Source organism: Embleya sp. L77 (assembly GCF_055557415.1).
Map to the genome: position 1 here is coordinate 2,180,098 of NZ_CM145709.1, position 20,960 is coordinate 2,201,057.

18 protein-coding genes are annotated in these 20,960 nt (G+C 69.4%); 2 read left to right on the forward strand and 16 right to left on the reverse strand.

Features of this window, described 5'->3' with window-relative positions:
* Positions 1-19 precede the first annotated feature (19 nt).
* Entirely contained in the window at positions 20-2,008 is a 1,989-nt protein-coding gene (locus ACZOOI_RS08805; RefSeq protein ID WP_465280189.1) for a hypothetical protein, read from the reverse strand.
* 1,044 nt (positions 2,009-3,052) lie between these two features.
* Between ACZOOI_RS08805 and ACZOOI_RS08810 the strand changes: the two genes are divergently transcribed.
* Positions 3,053-6,073 (forward strand): LamG-like jellyroll fold domain-containing protein, encoded by a 3,021-nt coding sequence (locus ACZOOI_RS08810; RefSeq protein WP_465280190.1) that lies wholly within the window; start codon positions 3,053-3,055, stop codon positions 6,071-6,073.
* A 210-nt stretch (positions 6,074-6,283) separates the two neighbouring features.
* Here ACZOOI_RS08810 and ACZOOI_RS08815 read toward each other — a convergent pair whose 3' ends face one another.
* The 4 genes from ACZOOI_RS08815 to murA form a co-directional block, all read right to left on the reverse strand.
* Entirely contained in the window at positions 6,284-8,272 is a 1,989-nt protein-coding gene (locus ACZOOI_RS08815) for a protein meaA (protein ID WP_465280191.1), read from the reverse strand.
* Positions 8,273-8,623: 351 nt separating this feature from the next.
* A complete protein-coding gene (locus tag ACZOOI_RS08820) occupies positions 8,624-8,929 on the reverse strand; it encodes an STAS domain-containing protein (protein ID WP_465280192.1) in 306 nt (101 codons plus the stop codon).
* Between the two features lie 229 nt (positions 8,930-9,158).
* Positions 9,159-10,007, reverse strand: coding sequence for a 3-hydroxyacyl-CoA dehydrogenase family protein (locus tag ACZOOI_RS08825; protein WP_465280193.1), 849 nt, complete (start codon positions 10,005-10,007; stop codon positions 9,159-9,161).
* A 111-nt stretch (positions 10,008-10,118) separates the two neighbouring features.
* Positions 10,119-11,399 (reverse strand): UDP-N-acetylglucosamine 1-carboxyvinyltransferase, encoded by a 1,281-nt coding sequence (gene murA / locus ACZOOI_RS08830; RefSeq protein WP_391581237.1) that lies wholly within the window; start codon positions 11,397-11,399, stop codon positions 10,119-10,121.
* Between the two features lie 115 nt (positions 11,400-11,514).
* Between murA and ACZOOI_RS08835 the strand changes: the two genes are divergently transcribed.
* Entirely contained in the window at positions 11,515-12,087 is a 573-nt protein-coding gene (locus ACZOOI_RS08835) for a cob(I)yrinic acid a,c-diamide adenosyltransferase (protein ID WP_465280194.1), read from the forward strand.
* A gap of 41 nt (positions 12,088-12,128) precedes the next feature.
* On the opposite strand, the gene ACZOOI_RS08840 is transcribed toward ACZOOI_RS08835, so the two are convergent.
* The 11 genes from ACZOOI_RS08840 to ACZOOI_RS08890 all read right to left on the reverse strand — a co-directional run bounded on the left by ACZOOI_RS08840 (position 12,129) and on the right by ACZOOI_RS08890 (position 20,843).
* Complete coding sequence (locus ACZOOI_RS08840) at positions 12,129-12,704, reverse strand: DUF2550 domain-containing protein (RefSeq protein WP_465280195.1); 576 nt, start codon at positions 12,702-12,704, stop codon at positions 12,129-12,131.
* An 84-nt stretch (positions 12,705-12,788) separates the two neighbouring features.
* Positions 12,789-13,163 carry a F0F1 ATP synthase subunit epsilon gene (locus ACZOOI_RS08845; RefSeq protein ID WP_360318886.1) on the reverse strand — a complete coding sequence of 125 codons (375 nt, stop codon included), beginning with the start codon at positions 13,161-13,163 and terminating at the stop codon, positions 12,789-12,791.
* Positions 13,164-13,369: 206 nt separating this feature from the next.
* Positions 13,370-14,818, reverse strand: a complete 1,449-nt coding sequence (gene atpD / locus ACZOOI_RS08850; protein ID WP_391581234.1) for a F0F1 ATP synthase subunit beta — start codon at positions 14,816-14,818, stop codon at positions 13,370-13,372.
* A gap of 5 nt (positions 14,819-14,823) precedes the next feature.
* Positions 14,824-15,732 carry a F0F1 ATP synthase subunit gamma gene (locus ACZOOI_RS08855; protein WP_355543075.1) on the reverse strand — a complete coding sequence of 303 codons (909 nt, stop codon included), beginning with the start codon at positions 15,730-15,732 and terminating at the stop codon, positions 14,824-14,826.
* Positions 15,733-15,752: 20 nt separating this feature from the next.
* Positions 15,753-17,396, reverse strand: coding sequence for a F0F1 ATP synthase subunit alpha (atpA, locus tag ACZOOI_RS08860; protein WP_465280196.1), 1,644 nt, complete (start codon positions 17,394-17,396; stop codon positions 15,753-15,755).
* 145 nt (positions 17,397-17,541) lie between these two features.
* A complete protein-coding gene (locus ACZOOI_RS08865) occupies positions 17,542-18,357 on the reverse strand; it encodes a F0F1 ATP synthase subunit delta (protein WP_465280197.1) in 816 nt (271 codons plus the stop codon).
* Positions 18,357-18,914, reverse strand: a complete 558-nt coding sequence (locus ACZOOI_RS08870) for a F0F1 ATP synthase subunit B (protein ID WP_465280198.1) — start codon at positions 18,912-18,914, stop codon at positions 18,357-18,359. Before ACZOOI_RS08870 ends, ACZOOI_RS08865 begins: the two co-directional genes overlap by 1 nt.
* Positions 18,915-18,946: 32 nt before the next feature.
* Positions 18,947-19,180: an ATP synthase F0 subunit C gene (atpE, locus tag ACZOOI_RS08875; protein ID WP_201260819.1), complete on the reverse strand. Its 234-nt coding sequence runs from the start codon at positions 19,178-19,180 to the stop codon at positions 18,947-18,949.
* A 79-nt stretch (positions 19,181-19,259) separates the two neighbouring features.
* Positions 19,260-20,075: a F0F1 ATP synthase subunit A gene (gene atpB, locus ACZOOI_RS08880; RefSeq protein ID WP_391581230.1), complete on the reverse strand. Its 816-nt coding sequence runs from the start codon at positions 20,073-20,075 to the stop codon at positions 19,260-19,262.
* Between the two features lie 86 nt (positions 20,076-20,161).
* Positions 20,162-20,344, reverse strand: a complete 183-nt coding sequence (locus ACZOOI_RS08885) for an AtpZ/AtpI family protein (RefSeq protein ID WP_020549132.1) — start codon at positions 20,342-20,344, stop codon at positions 20,162-20,164.
* Positions 20,345-20,477: 133 nt separating this feature from the next.
* The gene (locus tag ACZOOI_RS08890; protein ID WP_465280199.1) at positions 20,478-20,843 is read right to left on the reverse strand and encodes a hypothetical protein; all 366 of its coding nucleotides are present in this window, start codon (positions 20,841-20,843) and stop codon (positions 20,478-20,480) included.
* Positions 20,844-20,960 lie beyond the last annotated feature (117 nt).

Consider the following 20,960-nt stretch of genomic DNA (forward strand, 5'->3'; position numbering starts at 1 on the left):
CGACGATCGGCGGCCCGGGTCACAACGGATCGACGCCTGCCGGTGGCAGGGCCGGGGCCGACGAGGTGGGCGGGGGCGTGGTCGCCGTCGGCGGTGGTGCCGACGTCGATGTTGCCGGGGCCGAAGTGCTGCCCTGGGACGTGGAGTTGGCCGGACTCGACGATCGCGGCGGGCTCGCCGGCGCCGAGGTCGTGGCCGAGGTCGTCTCCCGTGCCGTCGTGGTGGTCGTGGCCGTCGTCCCGGTCGCGCCCGGTTTGTGGCTGCCGGTCGGCGGAGCCGGCTTGTCCCGGTCGGCCTTGGGGTCGACCTCGGCGCCTCGGTTGGGCGTGTTCGGGTCGAAGGCCGCCGAGCCGGTGGAGCCCACCGGCCTGCGGTGGTCGCCCTTGTCCGGCGAGTCCGAGCCCATCGCGACCACCGCGGCCAGGGTGGCCACCAGGACCACCGCCGCACCCGCCGTCATCAGCACGCCGCGCCGGCCGATCCCGCCGCGCGACGCGCCGGCTCCGCCCTCCGTGGTCGCCGCGACCACCGTCCGGTCGCCGCCGGCCAGGGCCAACACCCGGCGGTCCGCCGCGAGTCCACGCTTGTCCGAGCCGACGTCGCGCATCCGGGTCGCGGCGGCGGCCTCCTCGCGCGCGCCCTGCGGATCACCCGTGCACAGCGCCAGGATGGCCAACTCGTGCCGGAACCAGGCGTGATCGGATGCCGCCGAGGCCCCCGCGTCGCGCGCCGAGGACAGTCCCAGATCGAGCACCTCGCCCCACGCGTCCCAGCGCGCCGAGGCGCCGAACGCGGGCGCCGAGGCCCGGGCCAACGCGCGCGCCGAACCGGCCTTGCCCAGCCGCTCGGACTCGCGCAGGCAGGCCAGGATCGTATCCGCCTCACGGGCGATCTCGGCGGGGGTGACCGACGGGTGCGAGACCCACCAGGTGAAGTGCTGTATCGCCGCGACCGCCCACGAGGACGGCCCGCGCACGATCGCGGCGACCGCCTCGGCGGTGCCCCCGGTGAGCCGATACCGGCCGAACTCGTGTGCCGCCAGCCCGGCTTCGACCAGTTCGTCGGCGGCCCCCACCGCGTCCACCGCGCCGGTCAGGGCGGGCAGGTGTACCGGGTCCGGCAGTTCGCCCTCCAGGGCCGAGGCCAGCCGCAACACCTGCTGTGCCGACGCGGACACCAGCGGGACCAGGCGCGGTACGAACTGCCTCGGTTCGCCGGGCGAGGGCAACTCGCCCGAGCTGTCCGCCGCGCCGTCGTCGAGCAGCCCGTAGCCGGCCCGCCCGCGCTCACGCCGGGCGAGCAACGCCCCGGCCTGGACGAACCGCCCCGGATGGCCGCCGACCTGGAACCACAGCGCGGAGGCCCAGGCGAGTTCCTCGTCGTCGAGTTCGCGCCCGGCGGTGCGCCGCAGCAGGTCGAAGGACGCCTCCTGCGGGAGCCCGCCCAGGGTGATCTCGTGCAGCGGCGAATCCCGGCGCACGATCGGATCGACCACCTCCGGGCCGGCCACCAGAAACGCGCATTCGGGTGCCATCCGCAGGAGTTCGACCACGTCCTCCTGGCCCAGCTCCAGGTCGTCCACGACCACGAGCGCGGCCACGCCGGCCAGGATCCCGACGAGTTGCTCGCGGGTGGGTCGGTACGCCGGCCCGGCGAAGCACGCGTCGTGCAGCTGCTGCAACAGGTCGTCCAGGCCGCGGCGCCGGCCGTCGAGCAGGATCACCCCGTCCGGTGCACCCGCGGGATCGAGCGCGGCGAGGTGGCGCAGCAGCGTGCTGCGCCCGCTCGACGACGGTCCACCGATCCGGACCGACGTGCCGCGCTGCAAGAGACCGGTCAGCTCGGCGATCTCGACGCCGCGTCCCAGCGGCGGCAGATCGCTCGAGGGCACCGAACCGGGCAGCCTGGACGGGCGCGGCGACCGGGCTCCGGCGGGCATCGGCCCGACGTCGGTGCCGTCCACCCCGCCGAAGGTGAGCAACAGGTCGCCCGCGATCAGCTGGAGCACCCCCGGCGTGGTCTCCCCGGCCCCGCCCCGATCGGCCTCGGAAACCGGGTCCGACCAGTCGTCGTCGATCCGAATCGGCTCGCCCCGACCGAGCCGCGGTGCGGAGGAGGATGCGGAGGAAGGCGCGGAAGCGTGTGCGGGGAAAGGCGCGGAGGAGGATCCGAACGAGGCCGCGGGGAACTCCCCGAACGAAGGCGGAAACCCGTCTGCGGCCCCCGACGCGGGCGGCCCGGCCGCACCCCCGGCACCGAACTCGGCCGCCGACTCAGACGACTCCGCCGACTCAGACGCCGACGGCTCGAACCCGGCCCCACCCGACCCGGTCCCCCGCGACCCGCCCTGCGCACCCGCGCCCGGACGCGGCCCGAACAGCTCGTCCAAATAGGCGTCGTCACCCCACGAACCGCCGACGGAGTCCATCGAATCGCCGTAGGCGTCCATCGAGTCGCCGACGGAGTCCGTCGGCGCACCGGCCGGGGGCGCGAGCGGGTCGTCCTCGACGTGCTTTTCGCCGTCTTCATCCGGCCGTTGCCTGCCGCCGCCGTTCATGCCACTCCCTGTGCTCCCCGTCGTGGTTCCTCGACGCACCGGTGCGGCCGGGGACGAAGCCCGGGCACTCGGGGGCGGAAACCGGTGATCAGTGTGCCGGGCGCGGCCGGCACACCGATACCCGGCGCCGGGTTCGTGACAAGATCGTTGAGCACCGACGCGTCGAGCGGCGGGGCGGCCGACCATGGGCCGCGCATACCCCCGCCGTACCGCGTCCCACCTTGCCACCTCCTGCCGTCGAGCGGACCGGGTCCGGGCCGACCTTCGCTCCCTCTTCACAACAACGCGCGCGCCTTCGAGTGGTCACGGGACGATCCTGCCGAGCCGGTCCCGGGGGCGCCATGGGCTTACCGAAAAGTCGGTGCATGCCCGCCGAGTCGCCCTATGGTGCACAAGGGGCGCCACAACAGTGGGGCGTCCAGGGGGAACAGGGGGACATACATGTCCGGTTCCATCACGTCCGGCTCCATAGGATTGCGACGCACGGGACGGCGGGTGAACCGGCACCGGACCCGGTTCGCCTGCGCCGCCGCGCTGCTCGCCTCACTGGCACTGTCGATACCCTCGGCCGGCGCATCGCCGGCCTCGTCCGCAATCGTCTCCGACACCTCGTCCCGCCCACCCGGTCCGGAACTGTTCGGCTCGACACCGACCGCGCGTGCCGCCTCCGCGCAGGCCACCACGGTGCCGCCGAAGTTCTCCGACGATTCGGTGATCACCGGCCTGACCCAGCCGGTCGACGTGGCCTTCGCCCGGGACGGACGGGTCTTCGTCGCCGAGAAATCCGGCGTCGTCAAGGTGTTCGACTCGCTCACCGATCCCACGCCCACGGTGTTCACCGACCTGCGGGCGAAGGTGCACAACTTCTGGGACCGCGGCCTGCTCGGCCTGGCCCTGGCCCCGAACTTCCCGACCGATCCGTCGGTCTACGTGATGTACGCGCACGACGCACGCCCCGGCGGCTCGGCTCCCTACTGGGGCACCGCCACCGGTCTGGACGACGGTTGCCCGGACCCGCCCGGCGCGCAGGCCAAGGGCTGTCTGATCACCGGTCGGATCGCCAAACTGACCGCGACCGGCGACACCGCGGGCCCCGAGCAGGTGCTGGTCGAGGGCTGGTGCCAGCAGTTCCCGTCGCACGCCACCGGCAGCCTCGCCTTCGGCCCGGACGGCTATCTCTACGCATCCGCCGGGGACGGCGCCAGCTTCGACTGGGCGGACTACGGCCAGAGCACCGCGAGCGGCCCGATCCCGGGCAAGGATCCGATCCCGGCGAACCCGTGTGCCGACGGCACCAGCGCGGTCGGCACCGTACTGACCGCGCCGACCGCCGAGGGCGGCGCGCTGCGCGCACAGGACTTCCGCACCACGAGTGACCCGTTCGCGCTCAACGGCAGCATCATCCGGATCGACCCGAACACCGGTGCGGGCGCACCCGGCAACCCGCTCGCGGGCAACGCCGACGCCAACGCCCGCCGCCTGGTGGCGGCCGGCCTGCGCAACCCGTTCCGGTTCGGCTTCCGGCCCGGCACGAACGAGCTGTGGGTGGGCGACGTCGGCTGGGGCACCTGGGAGGAGATCAACCGGCTCACGCCCTCCGCCGGCGCCGTGGCCAACTTCGGATGGCCCTGCTACGAGGGCTCGGCCCGCCAGGGTGGCTACGAGTCGATCGGCCTGAACCTGTGCAACAACCTGTACGCCGAGGGTCCGGGCGCGGTGAAGACGCCCTACTACGCCTACCGGCACGGCGCCGTGGTGGTCCCGGGCGAGGGCTGCCCGACCGGCAACGGCTCGGCGATCTCCGGGGTGACCTTCTACTCGGGGCAGCGCTACCCGGCGGCCTACCGCAACGCGATGTTCTTCGCCGACCACAGTCGGCGCTGCGTGTGGAGCATGCTGGCCGGTCCCGACGGACTCCCCGACCCGTCCACGCGCCAGGTGTTCGTGAGCAACGCGAACCCGGTCCAGCTGACCACCGGCCCTGACGGCGACGTGTACTACATCGGCTTCGAGGACGGCGCGATCCACCGGATCCGCTACACCGGCAGCGCGCCCAACGCGGTCGCCTCGGCCACCCCCACCACCGGTACGACGCCGCTGACCGTGGCGTTCACCGGCTCGGCCTCGACCGATCCGGACCCGGGCGAGACCCTCACCCACGCCTGGGATCTGGACGGCGACGGCGCGTTCGACGACTCGACCGCGGCGAACCCGTCGTACACGTACACCACGCCCGGCAGTTACACCGTCAGACTGCGGGTCACCGATCCGGTGGGCCTGACCGGGGTTTCCGCGCCGATCACCATCTCGGCGGGCAACGCACCACCGACGCCGGTGATCGACACCCCGACCGCGACGCTGACCTGGAAGGTGGGCGACCCGATCGCCTTCAGCGGACACGCGAGCGACCCGCAGGACGGCACCATCCCGGCCACCGGGCTGAACTGGCAGATCATCATGCATCACTGCACCACGCCCACCAACTGCCACGAGCACCAGATCACCGGCCAGGGCGGCGCCTCGGGCACCTTCACGGCGGTCGACCACGAGTATCCGTCGTGGCTCGAACTGCGGCTGACCGCCACCGATTCCGGCGGCCTGACCGGCACCACCAGCGTGCGCCTGAACCCGAAGACCGTGGACATCACGCTCGCCTCCGACCCGCCGGGCCTGACCCTGGGCCTGTTCTCCTCGCAACGCCCGGCACCGTTCACCAGCACGGTGATCGTGGGCGGCACATCCTCGATCGCCGCGCCGACGACCCAGACCCTGAACGGCAAGAACTACGAATTCGTCTCCTGGTCGGACGGCGGCACCGCCGCGCACAACATCACCGCACCCGCGACGCCGATCACGTTGACCGCCACCTATCGCGAGGTCGACGGACCACCGGCCGGTCTGATGGCCGCGTACGGCTTCAACGCCACGAGCGGCACGATCGTCACGGACGACGCCGGCCAGGGCAACAACGGCACCGTCACCGGCGGCACCTGGGTCACCGGCCATTCCGGCAACGCGCTTTCCTTCAACGGCACTTCATCGATGGTGACGGTGCCGCACAGCGCCCGCCTCACGCTCACCACCGGAATGACCCTGGAGGCATGGGTCAAACCCACGGCGATCACGAACTGGCGCACCGTCCTGCTCAAGGAACGCGGCGGCGGCCTGTCCTACGCGCTGTACGCGAACGGCACCGCCGCGCCCAACACGTCCATCAACACGACCGGCACCAACAACGACACCTACGCCGACGGCACCGCACCGCTGGTCACCGGCGCGTGGGCGCACATCGCGGCCACCTACGACGGCACCACACTGCGCCTGTACGTCAACGGCGTCCAGGTCGGAGCCACCGCACACACCGGCCCGATCGTGGACGCGGGCGGCGCACTCCGGATCGGCGGCAACAGCGTCTGGGGCGAATACTTCGCCGGCCTGATCGACGACGTTCGCATCTACAACCGCCCCCTGACCCCCACCGAAATCACCACCGACATGGGCCACCCGGTCCCCTGACCAAGCCCACCCCAACCGCCGGACGGGCCGAAAAGCCCGTCACGCCAACTCCAGCCCGTCCGGCGTTTGAGGACACCGCAAAGCCACCCAACCCGCAACCCGAGCCACATCGCTCAACCGCCGGACGAGCCAACCCAGCCCGTCCACGCCAACTCCAGCCCGTCCGGCGTTTGAGGACAAAAGCCCCGGCCGCAGCCCAGGCGCGAGTGCTCAGCCCACCGACACCGCAGACTCCGCCGCCAGGCCATTCGCCTCGCGAATAACCTCCACGATCCGCCCCATGATGTCCGTGATCCCGAAGTCCTTCGGCGTGAAAACGGCAGCCACCCCCTGCGACCGCAACACCACCGCGTCGGCAGACGGAATGATCCCGCCCACGATCACCGGCACATCCCCGATCCCCGCGGAGCGCATGCGCGAGAGCACGTCCGGGATCAGCTCCAGGTGCGACCCCGACAGGATGGACAGCCCCACGCAGTGCACATCCTCCTCGACCGCCGCCGCGACGATCTGCTCCGGAGTGAGCCGAATCCCCTGGTAGACCACCTCGAAGCCGACATCGCGCGCCCGCACCGCGATCTGCTCGGCCCCGTTCGAGTGCCCGTCCAGCCCCGGCTTGCCGACCAGCAGCCGCAACCGGCCGCCCAGTTCCTCGCCGGTCCGCCGCACGGCCCCGCGCACCTCGGTGAGCCCCGCGCCATCCTGCACGCCGACCACCCCGGACACCCCGGTCGGCGCCCGGTACTCGCCGAACTCCTCGCGCAGCGCCTGCGACCACTCCCCCGTGGTCACCCCGGCCCGCACGCACGCCAGCGTGGCCGGCATCAGGTTGACCGCCGAGGCGGCCTTCCACGACCGCGCGTCGTCGCGCAGCCGGGCCATCGCCGCGTCCACCGCCTCCGGGTCGCGGTCCGTGCGCCATGCCTTGATCTTCTCGATCGCCGAGCGCTCGGCGTCCGGGTCGGCGCTCATGATCGCCGCGTCCAGGTCGGCGGTGAGCGGGTTCTCCTCGGTGGTCTCGAACCGGTTCACCCCGACCACCACCTCGTCGCCCGCCTCGATCCGGGCCCGCCGGGCCGCGTGCGAGCCGACCAGCTGCGACTTCATGTAGCCCGACTCGATCGCCGAAACCGCGCCGCCCATCGCCTGGACCCGGTCGATCTCCTCGCGCGCGCCCGCCACCAGATCGGCGACCTTGGCCTCGATCACGTGTGAACCGTTGAAGATGTCGCCGTATTCGAGCAGGTCCGACTCGTAGGCCAGGACCTGCTGGATCCGCAACGACCACTGCTGGTCCCACGGCCGAGGCAGGCCCAGCGCCTCGTTCCAGGCGGGCAGTTGCACCGCCCGCGCCCGCGCGTCCTTGGACAGCGTCACGGCCAGCATCTCCAGCACGATGCGCTGGACGTTGTTCTCCGGCTGCGCCTCGGTCAGGCCGAGCGAGTTGACCTGCACGCCGTAGCGGAACCGGCGCTGCTTGGCGTCCTGTACGCCGTAGCGCTCCAGCGTCAGCTCGTCCCACAGCTGCACGAACGCCCGCATCTTGCACATCTCTTCGACGAACCGCACCCCGGCGTTGACGAAGAAGGAGATCCGCTGGACCACCTCGCCCATCCGGTCCGCCGGCACCTGCCCCGAGTCGCGGACCGCATCCAGCACGGCGATCGCGGTGCACATCGCGTACGCGATCTCCTGCACCGGCGTCGCGCCCGCCTCCTGGAGGTGGTAGCTGCAGATGTTGGTCGGGTTCCACTTGGGGATGTGCGAGACCGTGTACGCGACGGTGTCGGTGATCAACTTGAGCGAGGGCCCGGGCGGGAAGACGTAGGTCCCGCGCGACAGGTATTCCTTGATGATGTCGTTCTGCGTGGTGCCGGTGAGCTTGGCGATGTCCGCGCCCTGCTCCTCGGCGACGACCTGGTAGAGCGCGAGCATCCACAGCGCGGTCGCGTTGATCGTCATCGAGGTGTTCATCTCCTCGACGGGGATGCCGTCGAGAAGCTGCCGCATGTCGCCGATGTGCGAGATCGGCACGCCGACCTTGCCGACCTCGCCGCGCGAGAGCACGTGGTCGGGGTCGTAGCCGGTCTGGGTCGGCAGGTCGAAGGCCACCGACAGGCCGGTCTGGCCCTTGGCGAGGTTGCGCCGGTAGAGCGCGTTGGAGGCGGTGGCCGAGGAGTGACCGGCGTAGGTGCGCATGACCCACGGACGGTCACGCGTGGCCGAGGCCCGCCCGGTCGGCGAGACCTGCTCGTTCGGAGAAGTGGTGGGCCGACCGGCCGGGGACGGCGTGGCCGGCTGCGAGGGCTGAGCTGAGGGCGTCTGGCTCGCCACGGAATACCTCCGGAGGGTTCCGGACCGACCGATGCTCGGCGACTACCGGCCTGGGCTGTCCCGCTGGTCCGCTGTCACCGCGCCTGGTGCGGCCCTGCTTACCACGGAGTGTACTGACGGGTAACTGCTCCGGACAGGGTGTGCTCGGCCACAGCACGCAAGTCGTTGCCCGGTCGGCCTGACACTGTGTCGCCCGGGTCCACCCGATCGGCCGGATCAGACCGCGGCAAGCTGGCGGAGCGTGAGGATGCGGTGCAATCGAGTCAGCACGAGCACCCGGTACACGTCCGGACCGACCCCGGTCAGCACGAGGCGACGCTCGCGCCGACCCGCACGCCGATGTGCGCCGACGATCAGGCCCAGGCCGGTGGTGTCCAGGGCGGGCACCCGGGTGAGGTTGAGGATCAGGTCGCCGTCACCGTGGTCCAGCGCATCGTGCAGCGCCAGTCGGACGTCGGCGGTGGCCCGCACGTCGAGCACACCGTCCAGGTGCATTTCGCGTGGGTCGCCCCAAACGCGCATCGTCTCCTCCTGGGGAATCCGTCCGTTGGATGACGGTTCGGCTTCCCAGAAGAACACCCAAAACCCGATAATCCTCACTCATCACATCGGACTTCACTCGTACAGGTGAGGAATCATCAGATGATGCACCGGTTGCCCCCGGCCCATCGGACCGACGGCCACCCCGTGCCTCCGGAGCCCCTCGAAGCCCGGTCGCGGAGCGGCCGTCGGGCACTACTCGATCGACGACTCAGTAGTCGTAGAAGCCCTTGCCGGTCTTGCGACCCAGGTCGCCCGCCGCGACCATGCGGTTGAGCAGCTCCGGCGGGGCGAACTTCTCGTCCTTGCTCTCGGTGTAGATGTTGTTCGTCGCGTTGCGCATGATGTCCACGCCGGTCAGGTCGGCCGTGGCCAACGGGCCCATCGCGTGCCCGAAGCCCAGCTTGCAGGCGATGTCGATGTCCTCGGCGGTGGCCACCCCCGCCTCGTACAGCTTCACCGCCTCGACCGTGAGCGCGGTGATCAGCCGAGTGGTCACGAAGCCGGCCACGTCCCGGTTGACCACGATGCACGTCTTGCCCATCGCCTCGGCCAGTTCGCGCGCGGCGGCCAGCGTGGCGTCCGAGGTCTTGAAGCCGCGAACCAGCTCGCACAGGCTCATCAGCGGCACCGGCGAGAAGAAGTGCATGCCCACGACCGACTCGGGCCGGCCGGTGACGGCGGCGATCTCGGTGATCGGGATCGCCGAGGTGTTGCTGGCAAGTACCGCGCCGGGCTTGCAGATCCGGTCCAGCTCGCGGAAGACCGCCTGCTTGACCTCGACCTTCTCGAACACCGCCTCGACCACGACGTCCGCGTCCGCGACGTCTTCCAGGTCGGTGGTGGTGGTGATCCGGGCCAGTGCCGCCGAGGCGTCCTCGGCGGTCAGCCTGCCCTTGGCGACGAACTTGTCGTACGAGGCCGCGATCCCGCTCAGCCCGCGCTCCAGGGCGGCGTCGGTGACATCGCGCAGGACGACGTCGTAGCCGGCCTGCGCGGCGACCTGGGCGATGCCCGACCCCATGAGCCCGGCCCCGATGACGGCGATCTTGTTGGTCACTGCGCTACCTCTCCAGTACACGATCCCGAACCGACGTCCCGCGGACGCCGGTGCTCTCGGGAGCGTAGCCGGGCCCTCGAAGGCGCCGACGCACCCCTACCTGACGGCCCGTCAGAAACGCGAGGTACTCTCCGGCTCCGGCTCCCGGACGATCTTCGCGCCGAGCGACTGGAGCTGCACCTCCAGGCCGGTGTAGCCGCGGTCGATGTGGTGCACCCCGCTGACCGTGGTGTCCCCGTCGGCCACCAGGCCGGCCAGCACCAGTCCCGCCCCGGCCCGGATGTCCGCGGTCAACACCGGGGCGCCGGAGAGCTGTTCGACCCCGCGCACGATCGCGTGGTGTCCGTCGGTGCGAATCGAGGCACCCAGCCGGAGCAGTTCCTGAAGGAACACGAACCGCGCCTCGAAGAGGTTCTCGGTGATCATCGCGGAGCCCTCGGCGATCGAGTTCATCGCGGCGAAGAACGGCTGCATGTCGGTGGCGAATCCGGGATAGGGCAGGGTGACCACGTCCACGGCCCTGGGCCGTCGGTCCATCACCACCCGGAAGCCGTCCCGCACGTGCGACACCTCGGCGCCGGCCAACGTCAGCTTGTCGAGCGCGATCTCCAGATGCTCGGGGTGCGCGTTGCGTACCGTCACGTCGCCGAGCGTCATCGCGGCCGCGACCGCGAACGTGCAGGCCACGATCCGGTCCGGCACCGTGCGGTGGCGCACCGGCTTGAGCCCCTCGACGCCCTCGATCTCGATCGTGGACGAGCCGGCGCCCTCGATCCGCGCGCCCATCTCGGTGAGCATCGAGCAGATGTCCACGATCTCCGGCTCGCGTGCCGCGTTGTCGATCACCGTGTGGCCCTCGGCGAGCACCGCGGCCATCAGGATGTTCTCGGTCGCACCCACGCTCGGGAAGTCCAGCCAGACGGTGGTGCCCTTCAGACCGTTCGGCGCCTTGGCGATCAGCACTCCGTGCGAGTTCTCCACGGTCGCGCCGAGCTTGACCAGGCCCTCGATGTGCATGTCGAGACCGCGCGAACCGATCGCGTCCCCACCCGGGTACGCGACGTGCACCTCGCCGCAGCGCGCGAGCAGCGGGCCCAGCACACAGATCGACGCCCGCATGCTGCGCACCAGGTCGTAGTCCGCCTCGAAGCGCGGCGCCGCCGGCACCCCGATCCGCACCGTCCCGGTGGTCTCCCCCTCGACCTCACAACCGAGCCGCCGCAGCAGCTCGCTCATGATCTCCACGTCGAGGATCCGGGGTGCCTCCTCGAGTACCGTGGTGCCCTCCGCGAGCAGTGCGGCAGCCATCAATTTGAGCGCGCTGTTCTTCGCGCCCGTGATCCGCACCTCGCCGACGAGTCGCTGACCACCTGTCACCCGGAACCTGTCCATCGGAGAATCGTACTGATTCCCGGACCCGGCCACGGACCACGCCAAGCACGGACAAAGCGCGTGCCCGGGGCCTGTTCCGGACGATCCGCAGGCCACACGCCCTAATCTTGCCGTCATGGTCAACCTCACCCGGATTTACACCCGCACCGGCGACGACGGCACCACCGCGCTCGGGGACATGTCGCGCACCGCCAAGACCGATCCGCGACTCGCGGCATACGCCGACGTGGACGAGACCAACGCGGTGATCGGCGTCGCGCTCTCGCTCGGCAACCTGGACGAGGATGTGGTCAAGCTGCTGACCCGCATCCAGAACGACCTGTTCGACCTGGGCGCCGACCTGTCCACCCCGGTGGTCGAGGACCCGAAGTACCCGCCGCTGCGGGTGGAGCAGAGCTACATCGACGCGCTGGAGGCGGCCTGCGACGCATACAACGAGAACCTGGAGAAGCTGCGCAGCTTCATCCTCAACGGCGGCACTCCCGGTGCCGCGCTGCTGCACCAGGCCCGCACCGTGGCCCGTCGCGCCGAGCGCACCACGTGGGGCGCCCTGGAGGTGCACGGCGACTCGATGAACCCGCTGACGGTGAAGTACCTCAACCGCCTGTCCGACCTGCTGTTCATCCTGGCCAGGCACGCGAACCGCGAGGTCGGCGACGTGCTGTGGGTGCCGGGCGCCAACCGCTGAGCGCTCGCACCGTCGAAGAGGCGCCGCTGGAAGAGGCGCCGCTAGGCGACGTTGACCCGTTGCCCCGGCGGCGCTGCTTCCAGCCAGGCCAGGAAGCCGGTCAACGCGTCGTCGCTGAGGGCGAGTTCGATCCGCGCGCCGTCGTGTTCGCAGACCAGGATGACCGCGCCCGCAAGCAGCGCCAACTCCTCCTGGCCGGCCGGTTCCCGGCGACCGATCACGTGGATCGCGCCGCGCTGCAACACCCGTCGCGGGCGCGGCGCGTAACTGAACACGCGGAACCATTCGATCCGGTCGCCGCTGTATCGGGCGATCCCGAAGACCCAGCCCTTGCCGTGGTCGGGATCGGCCGAGGGCGCGGCCGGATCCGCCGTGGAACCGTGCTCGGCCGTCTCCGGGGACGACGACGCGGCGCCCCCCGGGGCCTGTTGCCCGGGTGACGCCGCGGTGTTCGATCCGGCTTCGCCGGCCTGCGATACCGGTGGCCGCATGCGAAGCGAACAATCGAAGGTGCCACCGGGTCGCTGGATCAGCCGGCGACGCAGCGCGAATGCCGCGACGCCGACCACCAATACGACGACAACGGCCAGAATCACGCTCAGCACGACGAGGACCATCCGGATCGACCTCCTCGTTCGCGCGTTGAGCAGTGGTCCCGGCCGTGTGTCGGTCCGGGCTCTGGTGCTGCGACTGGCTTCTGGCTAGTCCCGCCGCTGGGCGGCGAGCAGCCGCGTCTCCGCGCGCCGCTCGGCGCTGGAGTCCTTCGCCGCGCCGGCGCGCTCGAGCGCCCGCTCCGCGCGGGCGACATCGATCTCGTCGGCCAGCTCGGTGATCTCGGCGAGCAGCGAGAGGTTGTTGTCCGCGAACGAGATGAACCCGCCGTGGACCGCCGCGATGACGACCGAACCGTCGGCCTGACGGATCGTCACCGGGCCGGATTCGAGCACTCCGAGAACCGGCTGGTGACCGGCCTGGATGCCGATGTCGCCGTCCGCGGTGCGGGCGATGACGATGGTGGCCTCGCCGGACCACACCTTGCGGTCGGCCGCGACCAGCTCGACGTGCAGCTCAGCCAACGTGGCTCCTCATGTCGGGTCGAAGACACGCTGGTCTTCGCCTCCGCCCTCACGGGACGGGTGGTGTTCAAGGATAGTGGCCCGGACGGGCCTGGCTCCAACCGACTCAAACGCCGGCGGGTTTCCGGAAGGGCCGCAGGGCCCTGCCGGGAACCGACACGAGGGGCGGACCCGTTCGGGACCGCCCCTCGTCGATCAGGCGATCGTCAGCCCTTGTTGAGCTCGGCGATCTTCTTCTCGAGGTCGTCCAGCCCACCGAGCATGAAGAATGCCTGCTCGGGAGCGTGGTCGTACTTGCCGTCGGCGATCGCGTTGAACGCCTCGATGGTCTCGGACAGCGGAACGTCCGAGCCGTCGAGCCCCGTGAACTGCTTCGCCACGTGGGTGTTCTGCGACAGGAACCGCTGGATGCGACGCGCGCGGTGCACGGTGAGCTTGTCCTCTTCGGACAGCTCGTCCATACCCAGAATCGCGATGATGTCCTGGAGGTCCTTGTACTTCTGCAGGATGCTCTTGACCCGCATCGCGCAGTCGTAGTGGTCCTGCGCGACGTAGCGCGGGTCCAGGATCCGGGACGTCGAGTCCAGCGGGTCCACGGCCGGGTAGATGCCCAGCTCGGAGATCGGACGCGAGAGCACCGTCGTGGCGTCGAGGTGCGCGAACGTCGTGGCCGGGGCCGGGTCGGTCAGGTCGTCCGCAGGGACGTAGATCGCCTGCATCGAGGTGATCGAGTGACCGCGGGTCGAGGTGATGCGCTCCTGGAGGGTGCCCATCTCGTCGGCGAGCGTCGGCTGGTAACCCACCGCGGAGGGCATCCGGCCGAGCAGCGTCGACACCTCGGAACCGGCCTGGGTGAACCGGAAGATGTTGTCGATGAAGAGCAGCACGTCCTGCTTCTGCACATCGCGGAAGTACTCCGCCATGGTCAGGCCGGACAGGGCCACGCGCAGACGGGTGCCCGGGGGCTCGTCCATCTGCCCGAAGACGAGCGCCGTCTGCTCGAAGACGCCCGCTTCCTTCATTTCCTCGATCAGGTCGTTGCCCTCACGAGTGCGCTCGCCGACGCCGGCGAACACCGACACACCCTCGTGCAGACGGGCGACACGGACGATCATCTCCTGGATGAGCACCGTCTTGCCGACGCCCGCACCACCGAACAGACCGATCTTGCCACCCTTGACGTACGGGGTGAGCAGGTCGATGACCTTGATGCCGGTCTCGAACATCTCGGTCTTCGAGTCGAGCTGGTCGAAGGCCGGCGCCTGCCGGTGGATCGGCCAGCGCTCGGTGACCTCGAAGGTCGCCGCGTCCGTGTCGAGGACCTCACCGAGGGCGTTGAACACGTGGCCCTTGGTGACGTCGCCCACGGGCACGGAGATCTGCGAGCCGGTGTTCGTGACGATGGCGCCGCGAACGAGGCCGTCGGTGGGCTGCATCGAGATCGCACGCACGATGCCGTCGGCAAGGTGCTGCTCGACCTCGAGGGTGAGCGTGGTCTTGCCCTCCCCCTCGCCCTGGCCCGAGAGGTCCAGGTCGACGTGCAGCGCGTTGTACATCTCCGGCATCGCGTCGACGGGGAACTCCACGTCGACGACCGGGCCGATGACGCGGGCGACGCGGCCCGTGGCAGCGGCCGTCTCAACAGTGGCAGTCATGATGTCTAATCACTCCCCGCGGTCGCGTCGGCCAAGGCGTTGGCGCCACCGACGATCTCGCTGATTTCCTGGGTGATCTCGGACTGGCGAGCATTGTTCGCCAGGCGAGAGAGGGTCCGGATGAGGTCTTCGGCGTTCTCGGTCGCCGACTTCATCGCCCGCCGGCGGGCCGCGTGCTCGGAAGCGGCGGACTGCAGCAGGGCGTTGAAGATGCGGCTTTCGACGTACCGCGGCAGCAGTGCGTCGAGAACACCCTCGGCCGAGGGCTCGAAGTCGTAGAGCGGGAAGGGGCCGCCGGCCGGCGGCTCGTCCGTCTCCTCGACCGCCAACGGGAGCACCCGCACCGCGACCGGGCTCTGCGTGAGCATGGAGACGAACTCGGTGCTGACGAGGTGAATCTCGTCCACACCGCCCTCGTCGGTGGGCGTCACGAACGCGTCGATCAGCTCACCTGCCACCTTCTTGGCGTCGGAGTACTCGGGGCGGTCGGAGAATCCCTTCCACTGCCCGGCCAGGTCCACGTCGCGGAACTGGAAAAACCCGATGCCCTTGGACCCGATCACGTAGCGGCTGACCGTCTTGCCCTCGTCCTCGAGCAGCTTGGTGAGCTGCTCGGCGGCCTTGATGGCATTCGAGTTGTAGCCGCCCGCGAAACCGCGGTCACTGGTTACCAACAGCACCGCGGCCCGGGTGGGCCGCTCCACCGAGGTGGTCAACGGGTGCTGCGTGCTGGAGAAGGTGGCGACCGCGGAAACGGCGCGCGTCAGCTCGTCGGCGTACGGCTTGGAGGCCGCGACGCGCTGCTGCGCCTTCACGATCCGCGACGCCGCGATGAGCTCCTGGGCGCGCGTGATCTTCTTGGTCGCCGACACGGAACGGATCCGACGCCGGTAGACCCGAAGTTGGGCTCCCATTGGTCAGGGTTCTCCGTTCTTTACTCGGACTTGGCCACGTGACGGGTGATCTTCTCCTGGCCGACGTCTTCCTTCGTCAGCCCGGCAGGCGTCACGTCCTGGATCAACGGCTCGCCGTCGAACTTGGTGAACGTCTGCTTGAAGGCATCCACCGCGTCGGTGAGCGCCATCACGGTGTCGTCTTCCAGCTTGCCGGTCTCGACGATCCCGGTCAGCAGGGCCGCGTGCTTGTGCTGCACGTACTCGTGCAGCTCCTTCTCGAAGCGGCGGATGTCCTGCACCGGCACGTCGTCCAGCTTGCCGGTGGTGCCGGCCCAGATCGAGACGACCTGGAGTTCGATCGCGAACGGCTCGAACTGCCCCTGCTTGAGCAGCTCGACCATGCGCGCACCGCGCTGGAGCGAGGCCTTGGAGGTGGCGTCCAGGTCGGAACCGAAGGACGCGAACGCCTCCAGCTCGCGGTACTGGGCCAGGTCGACGCGAAGTCGACCCGCGACACTCTTCATCGCCTTGATCTGCGCGGAGCCACCGACTCGCGAGACCGAGATACCGACGTTGACCGCGGGGCGCACGCCCTGCAGGAACAGGTCGGACTCCAGGAAGCACTGGCCGTCGGTGATCGAGATGACGTTGGTCGGAATGTACGCCGACACGTCGTTCGCCTTGGTCTCGATGATCGGGAGACCCGTCATCGAACCGCCGCCGAGCTCGTCCGACAACTTCGCGCAACGCTCGAGCAGACGCGAGTGCAGGTAGAAGACGTCACCGGGGTACGCCTCGCGCCCCGGCGGACGACGCAGCAGCAGGGACACGGCGCGGTACGCCTCGGCCTGCTTCGACAGGTCGTCGAACACGATGAGCACGTGCTTGCCCTGGTACATCCAGTGCTGGCCGATGGCCGAACCGGTGTACGGGGCCAGGTACTTGAAGCCGGCCGGGTCGGACGCCGGGGCGGCGACGATCGTCGTGTACTCCAGCGCGCCGGCCTCTTCGAGCGAGCGGCGCACGGACGCGATGGTCGTGCCCTTCTGGCCGATCGCGACGTAGATGCAGCGAACCTGCTTCTTCGGGTCGCCCGAGCGCCAGTTGTCGCGCTGGTTGATGATCGTGTCCAGGCAGACCGCGGTCTTGCCGGTCTGCCGGTCGCCGATGATCAGCTGACGCTGGCCGCGGCCGATCGGGGTCATCGCGTCGATCGCCTTGATGCCGGTCTGCATCGGCTCGTGCACCGACTTGCGCATCATGACGCCGGGGGCCTGCAGTTCGAGGGCGCGACGGCCCTCGGACGCGATCTCGCCCCGGCCGTCGATCGGCTGGCCCAGCGGGTCGACGACGCGACCCAGGTAGCCGTCACCGATCGGAACCGACAAAACCTCGCCCGTACGACGGACCTTCTGGCCCTCTTCGATGCCGCTGAAGTCACCGAGGATGACGACACCGATCTCGCGGACGTCGAGGTTCTGCGCCAGACCGAGGGTGCCGTCCTCGAACTTGAGCAGCTCGTTCGTCATGACCGAGGGCAGGCCCTCGACCTTGGCGATACCGTCGTACGCCTCGGTGACGGTACCGACCTCTTCGCGCGCGGCCGTCTCCGGCTCGTACGAGGCGACGAAGCGCTCCAGCGCGTCCCGGATCTCCTCCGGCCGGATCGTGAGCTCCGCCATCTGGTGTCCCTGCTCTCCTAGGTGGTGGGGTTAACGGTCCGCTGTCCGTCGCTTGTCGTACGGAACCGCGGTGCTGCTGTGGGGGCCGCTGTGCCGCTCGGGGGTTTTCCCCGGGCGGACGACGACGCCCCTGTCGTCCGGTGTCTCAGCCGGCGAGCCGTCGGCCCGCTTCTTCGAGACGTGTGGTCACGGTGCCGTCGATGACGTCGTCACCGATCTCCACGCGGACCCCGCCGATGACGTCGGCATCGATTTCCACGTTCAGGTGGACCTCGCGGCCGTACATCCGGCCCAGCGCCGCGGCCAAGCGAGTGCGCTGCTCCTCGGTGAGGGGCAGTGCGACCGTGACCAACGCGACCATGCGACGCCGACGATCGGCGGCGAGGCGCGCGTACGACTCCAGCCCGTGTTCAAGGTTACGGCTGCGCGGGTGTGCGACAAGCCTGGTGATCAGCCGCCGGGTGACGGGCTGGGCCCGGCCGTCCAGCAGTCCGAAAACCAGTTCCGCCTTGCGCGCGTTCGCCACGCTCGGGTCGCTGAGCGCCGAGCGCAGTTCGCGCTCGCCGATCACGATCCGACCGAAACGGAACAGCTCGTCCTCCAGGTCGTCGAGCTTCCCGTCGCGCTCGGCGGCGATCAGCTCGGCGGACACCGAGAGTTCGTCGATCGCGTCGACCAGGTCGCGCGGGCTCGACCAACGCGTGCGGACGAGTCCGCCGAGCAGGTCCGCCGTGGTACCGGAGATCTGACCGGAGAGGAGCTGCGCCAGGAAGGCCGCGCGGGCCTCCCCGGAGCGCGTCGAGTCGGTGAGGACTCGACGCAGCGACACCGTCTGGTCGAGCAGGATGACCACGGAGTCGAGCTCCTGGGCCAACTGGACCATGTCGGTACCGGTCGCGGTCGCGAGCGCGTCGAGGCGCTCACGAGCCGCGGCGAGGGATTCCCTGCTGGCGCCCTGCATCAGCGCACCTTCTCCGAGGTCGCCGTTGCGGAAGCCTTGGCCTCCAGCTCCTCGAGGAAGCGGTCGACGACCCGACGCTGACGCGCCTCGTCCTCGAGCGACTCCCCGACGATGCGCGACGCGAGGTCGACGGCCAGCCGGCCGACGTCCTGACGCAGCGCGTTCTGGGCCTGATTGCGGTCGGCCTCGATCTGGGTGTGGCCGGCGGTGACGATCTCGTCCTTGATCCGCAGACCCTCGGCGCGCATCTCGGCGATGGCGACGGCACCCTGTTCGCGGGCGTCCTCCGTGAGGCGGCCGGCCTCACGACGGGCTTCGGCGAGCTGGTCGCGGTAACGCTCCAGCTCGGCCTGGGCCTCGGCCTGCGCCTCTTCGGCACGCTTGAGACCGCCCTCGATGGCGTCCGTACGGTCCGCCAGCGTCTTGGCGATCTTGGGAAGGAGCATCTTCCACAGGAAGCCGAAGACGATGAGGAACGCCACGCCACCGATGATGATCTCGTCGAGCGGCGGGAGAAGAGGGTTCATCTTCTCTTCGCTGTTGGCGAGGAAAATCACGGTGTGAGGACCTTCCGTCCGTAGCGGATGAATCAGGTGCCGTAGACGAACGGCATGACAACGCCGATGAGGGCGAGCGCCTCGGCGAGGGCGAAGCCCAGCAGCATGTTCTGGCGGACCAGACCGGCAGCCTCGGGCTGACGGGCCATGGCCTGGACACCGTTACCGAAGATGATGCCGATACCGATACCGGGGCCGATGGCGGCGAGGCCGTAACCGATGGAACCGAGGCTGCCCGAAACGCCTTCGGCGGCGAGGTTCATCATGGGAACTGATCCTTTTTTCGAGGCCGATGGACGATCCACCGGACGACGGTCGAGGAGGGAAAGGGGTCTGCGGGTTCTCTCAGTGCTCGGCTTCGAGCGAGCTGGAGATGTAGGAGGCCGCGAGCAGCGTGATGATGTACGCCTGCAGCGCCTGGATCATCAGCTCGAAGGCGGTCAGGATGACGACCACGAGGAACGAGGTCGCCGAGAAGAGCGCCCCGACGTGGAAGCCGAGCAGGTACCAGGCACCGACGCTGAAGGTGACGATCAGCATGTGTCCGGCGAACATGTTCGCGAACAGTCGGACCGCCATGGTGAACGGCCGGGTGATCAGACCCTGCAGCAGCTCGATCGGCGCGAGGAGGAAGTAGATCGCCTTCGGCAGACCGGGCGGGAACATCATGTTCTTGAAGTAACCGACGAAGCCCTGGTTCTTGATGCCCAGGACCAGGTAGGTCACGTACACGATGCCGACGATCGATGCCGGGAAGGCGATCCGCGAAGTCGCGGGGAACTGGGCGAACGGGATGATCGCCATCACGTTCATGATCCACACGAAGAAGAAGATCGAGAACAGGAAGGGGACGTAGGGGTCGCCCTTCTTGCCCATCGTCTCCCGCGAGATGTTGTCGCGAACGAACAGGTAGCCCAACTCGCCGACGTTCTGCGCGCCGCGCGGCACCATCTTGGGCTTGGCGAACGCGCTCCAGAAGAAGCCGATCACCAGCAGCATCGAGATGAGCGCGAGCAACATCGGCTTCGTGAAGTCGAAGGCCCCGATGGAGAAGATCGGCTTGAACTCGAAGACGTTCAGCCCGGGCGAGGGGAAGCCGCACCCGGAGAACAGGTGACATCCGCTCTCGCTGGCGAGCGTCTGGACGTCAGCAGTCACCACCGACTCCTTCGTCGTGAAGCATGATTTCGGCTACCTCGATGTGTCGGCGTGGCGAGGGCCACGGAGCGGCACGCAACAGGGCCCGGTCAGGAGGACCTGCCGTGGCGGACAAAGACAAGAACCAGGGACAGAGCGATTCCGACGACCAGGCCGATCGGCAGGAACAGGGCGGAGTGGCCCGTCCACCGGTCGATCAGCCAGCCGATGCCGCCGTAGAACAGCATGCCGCTCAGCAGGTAACCGACACTCGACCATGCGGCACCGTCCATCGCCCGATTCTCTCGGTCCGGTGGACGGGGGCCTCTCTCGCTCATGACGCCCCGGACATTAGCAGTACCTGCGTCGCGTCTACATACCCGGTCCGCGAACCCCGTGCCGCTCTCGACCGACGACGTTCGTATGTCATCGCTCTCCGTCCGGTTCGACATAGGCGATCTTCAGTCGGGTGAAGACCCAGACCTGCGAGGCGACCCAGACGAGCGTGGCCCCGAGAATCGTGAGTCCGAACACCTTCGTGTCGAACGCCTCGGTGTCCTTGAACAGGAACAAAACCAACCCCAACAGCAGGATCTGCACGATGTACGTGAAGAGCGCCATGTTCATCATCATGAGGGGGTTGTTGCGCGAGATACGCCCGATCGCCAACTGGCCGATCGCGAAGAAGGCCAGGACGACGACGGTGGCGAACACCGCGCCGAGCAGTCCTTTGCCACCGGCCGCGAAGAAGGCCGCGATGGCCGCGATTACTCCGGCTGCGGTCGTGCACACGACCGAACCACGGAGAAGGCGGACGTCATTGGCCTGCATGTCGGTGACTCCGGCATCAGTGGGGGGCAAGGTTGTGGATCAGCCGCCCGAACACGCGCTCGGGACGACGCAACGCTC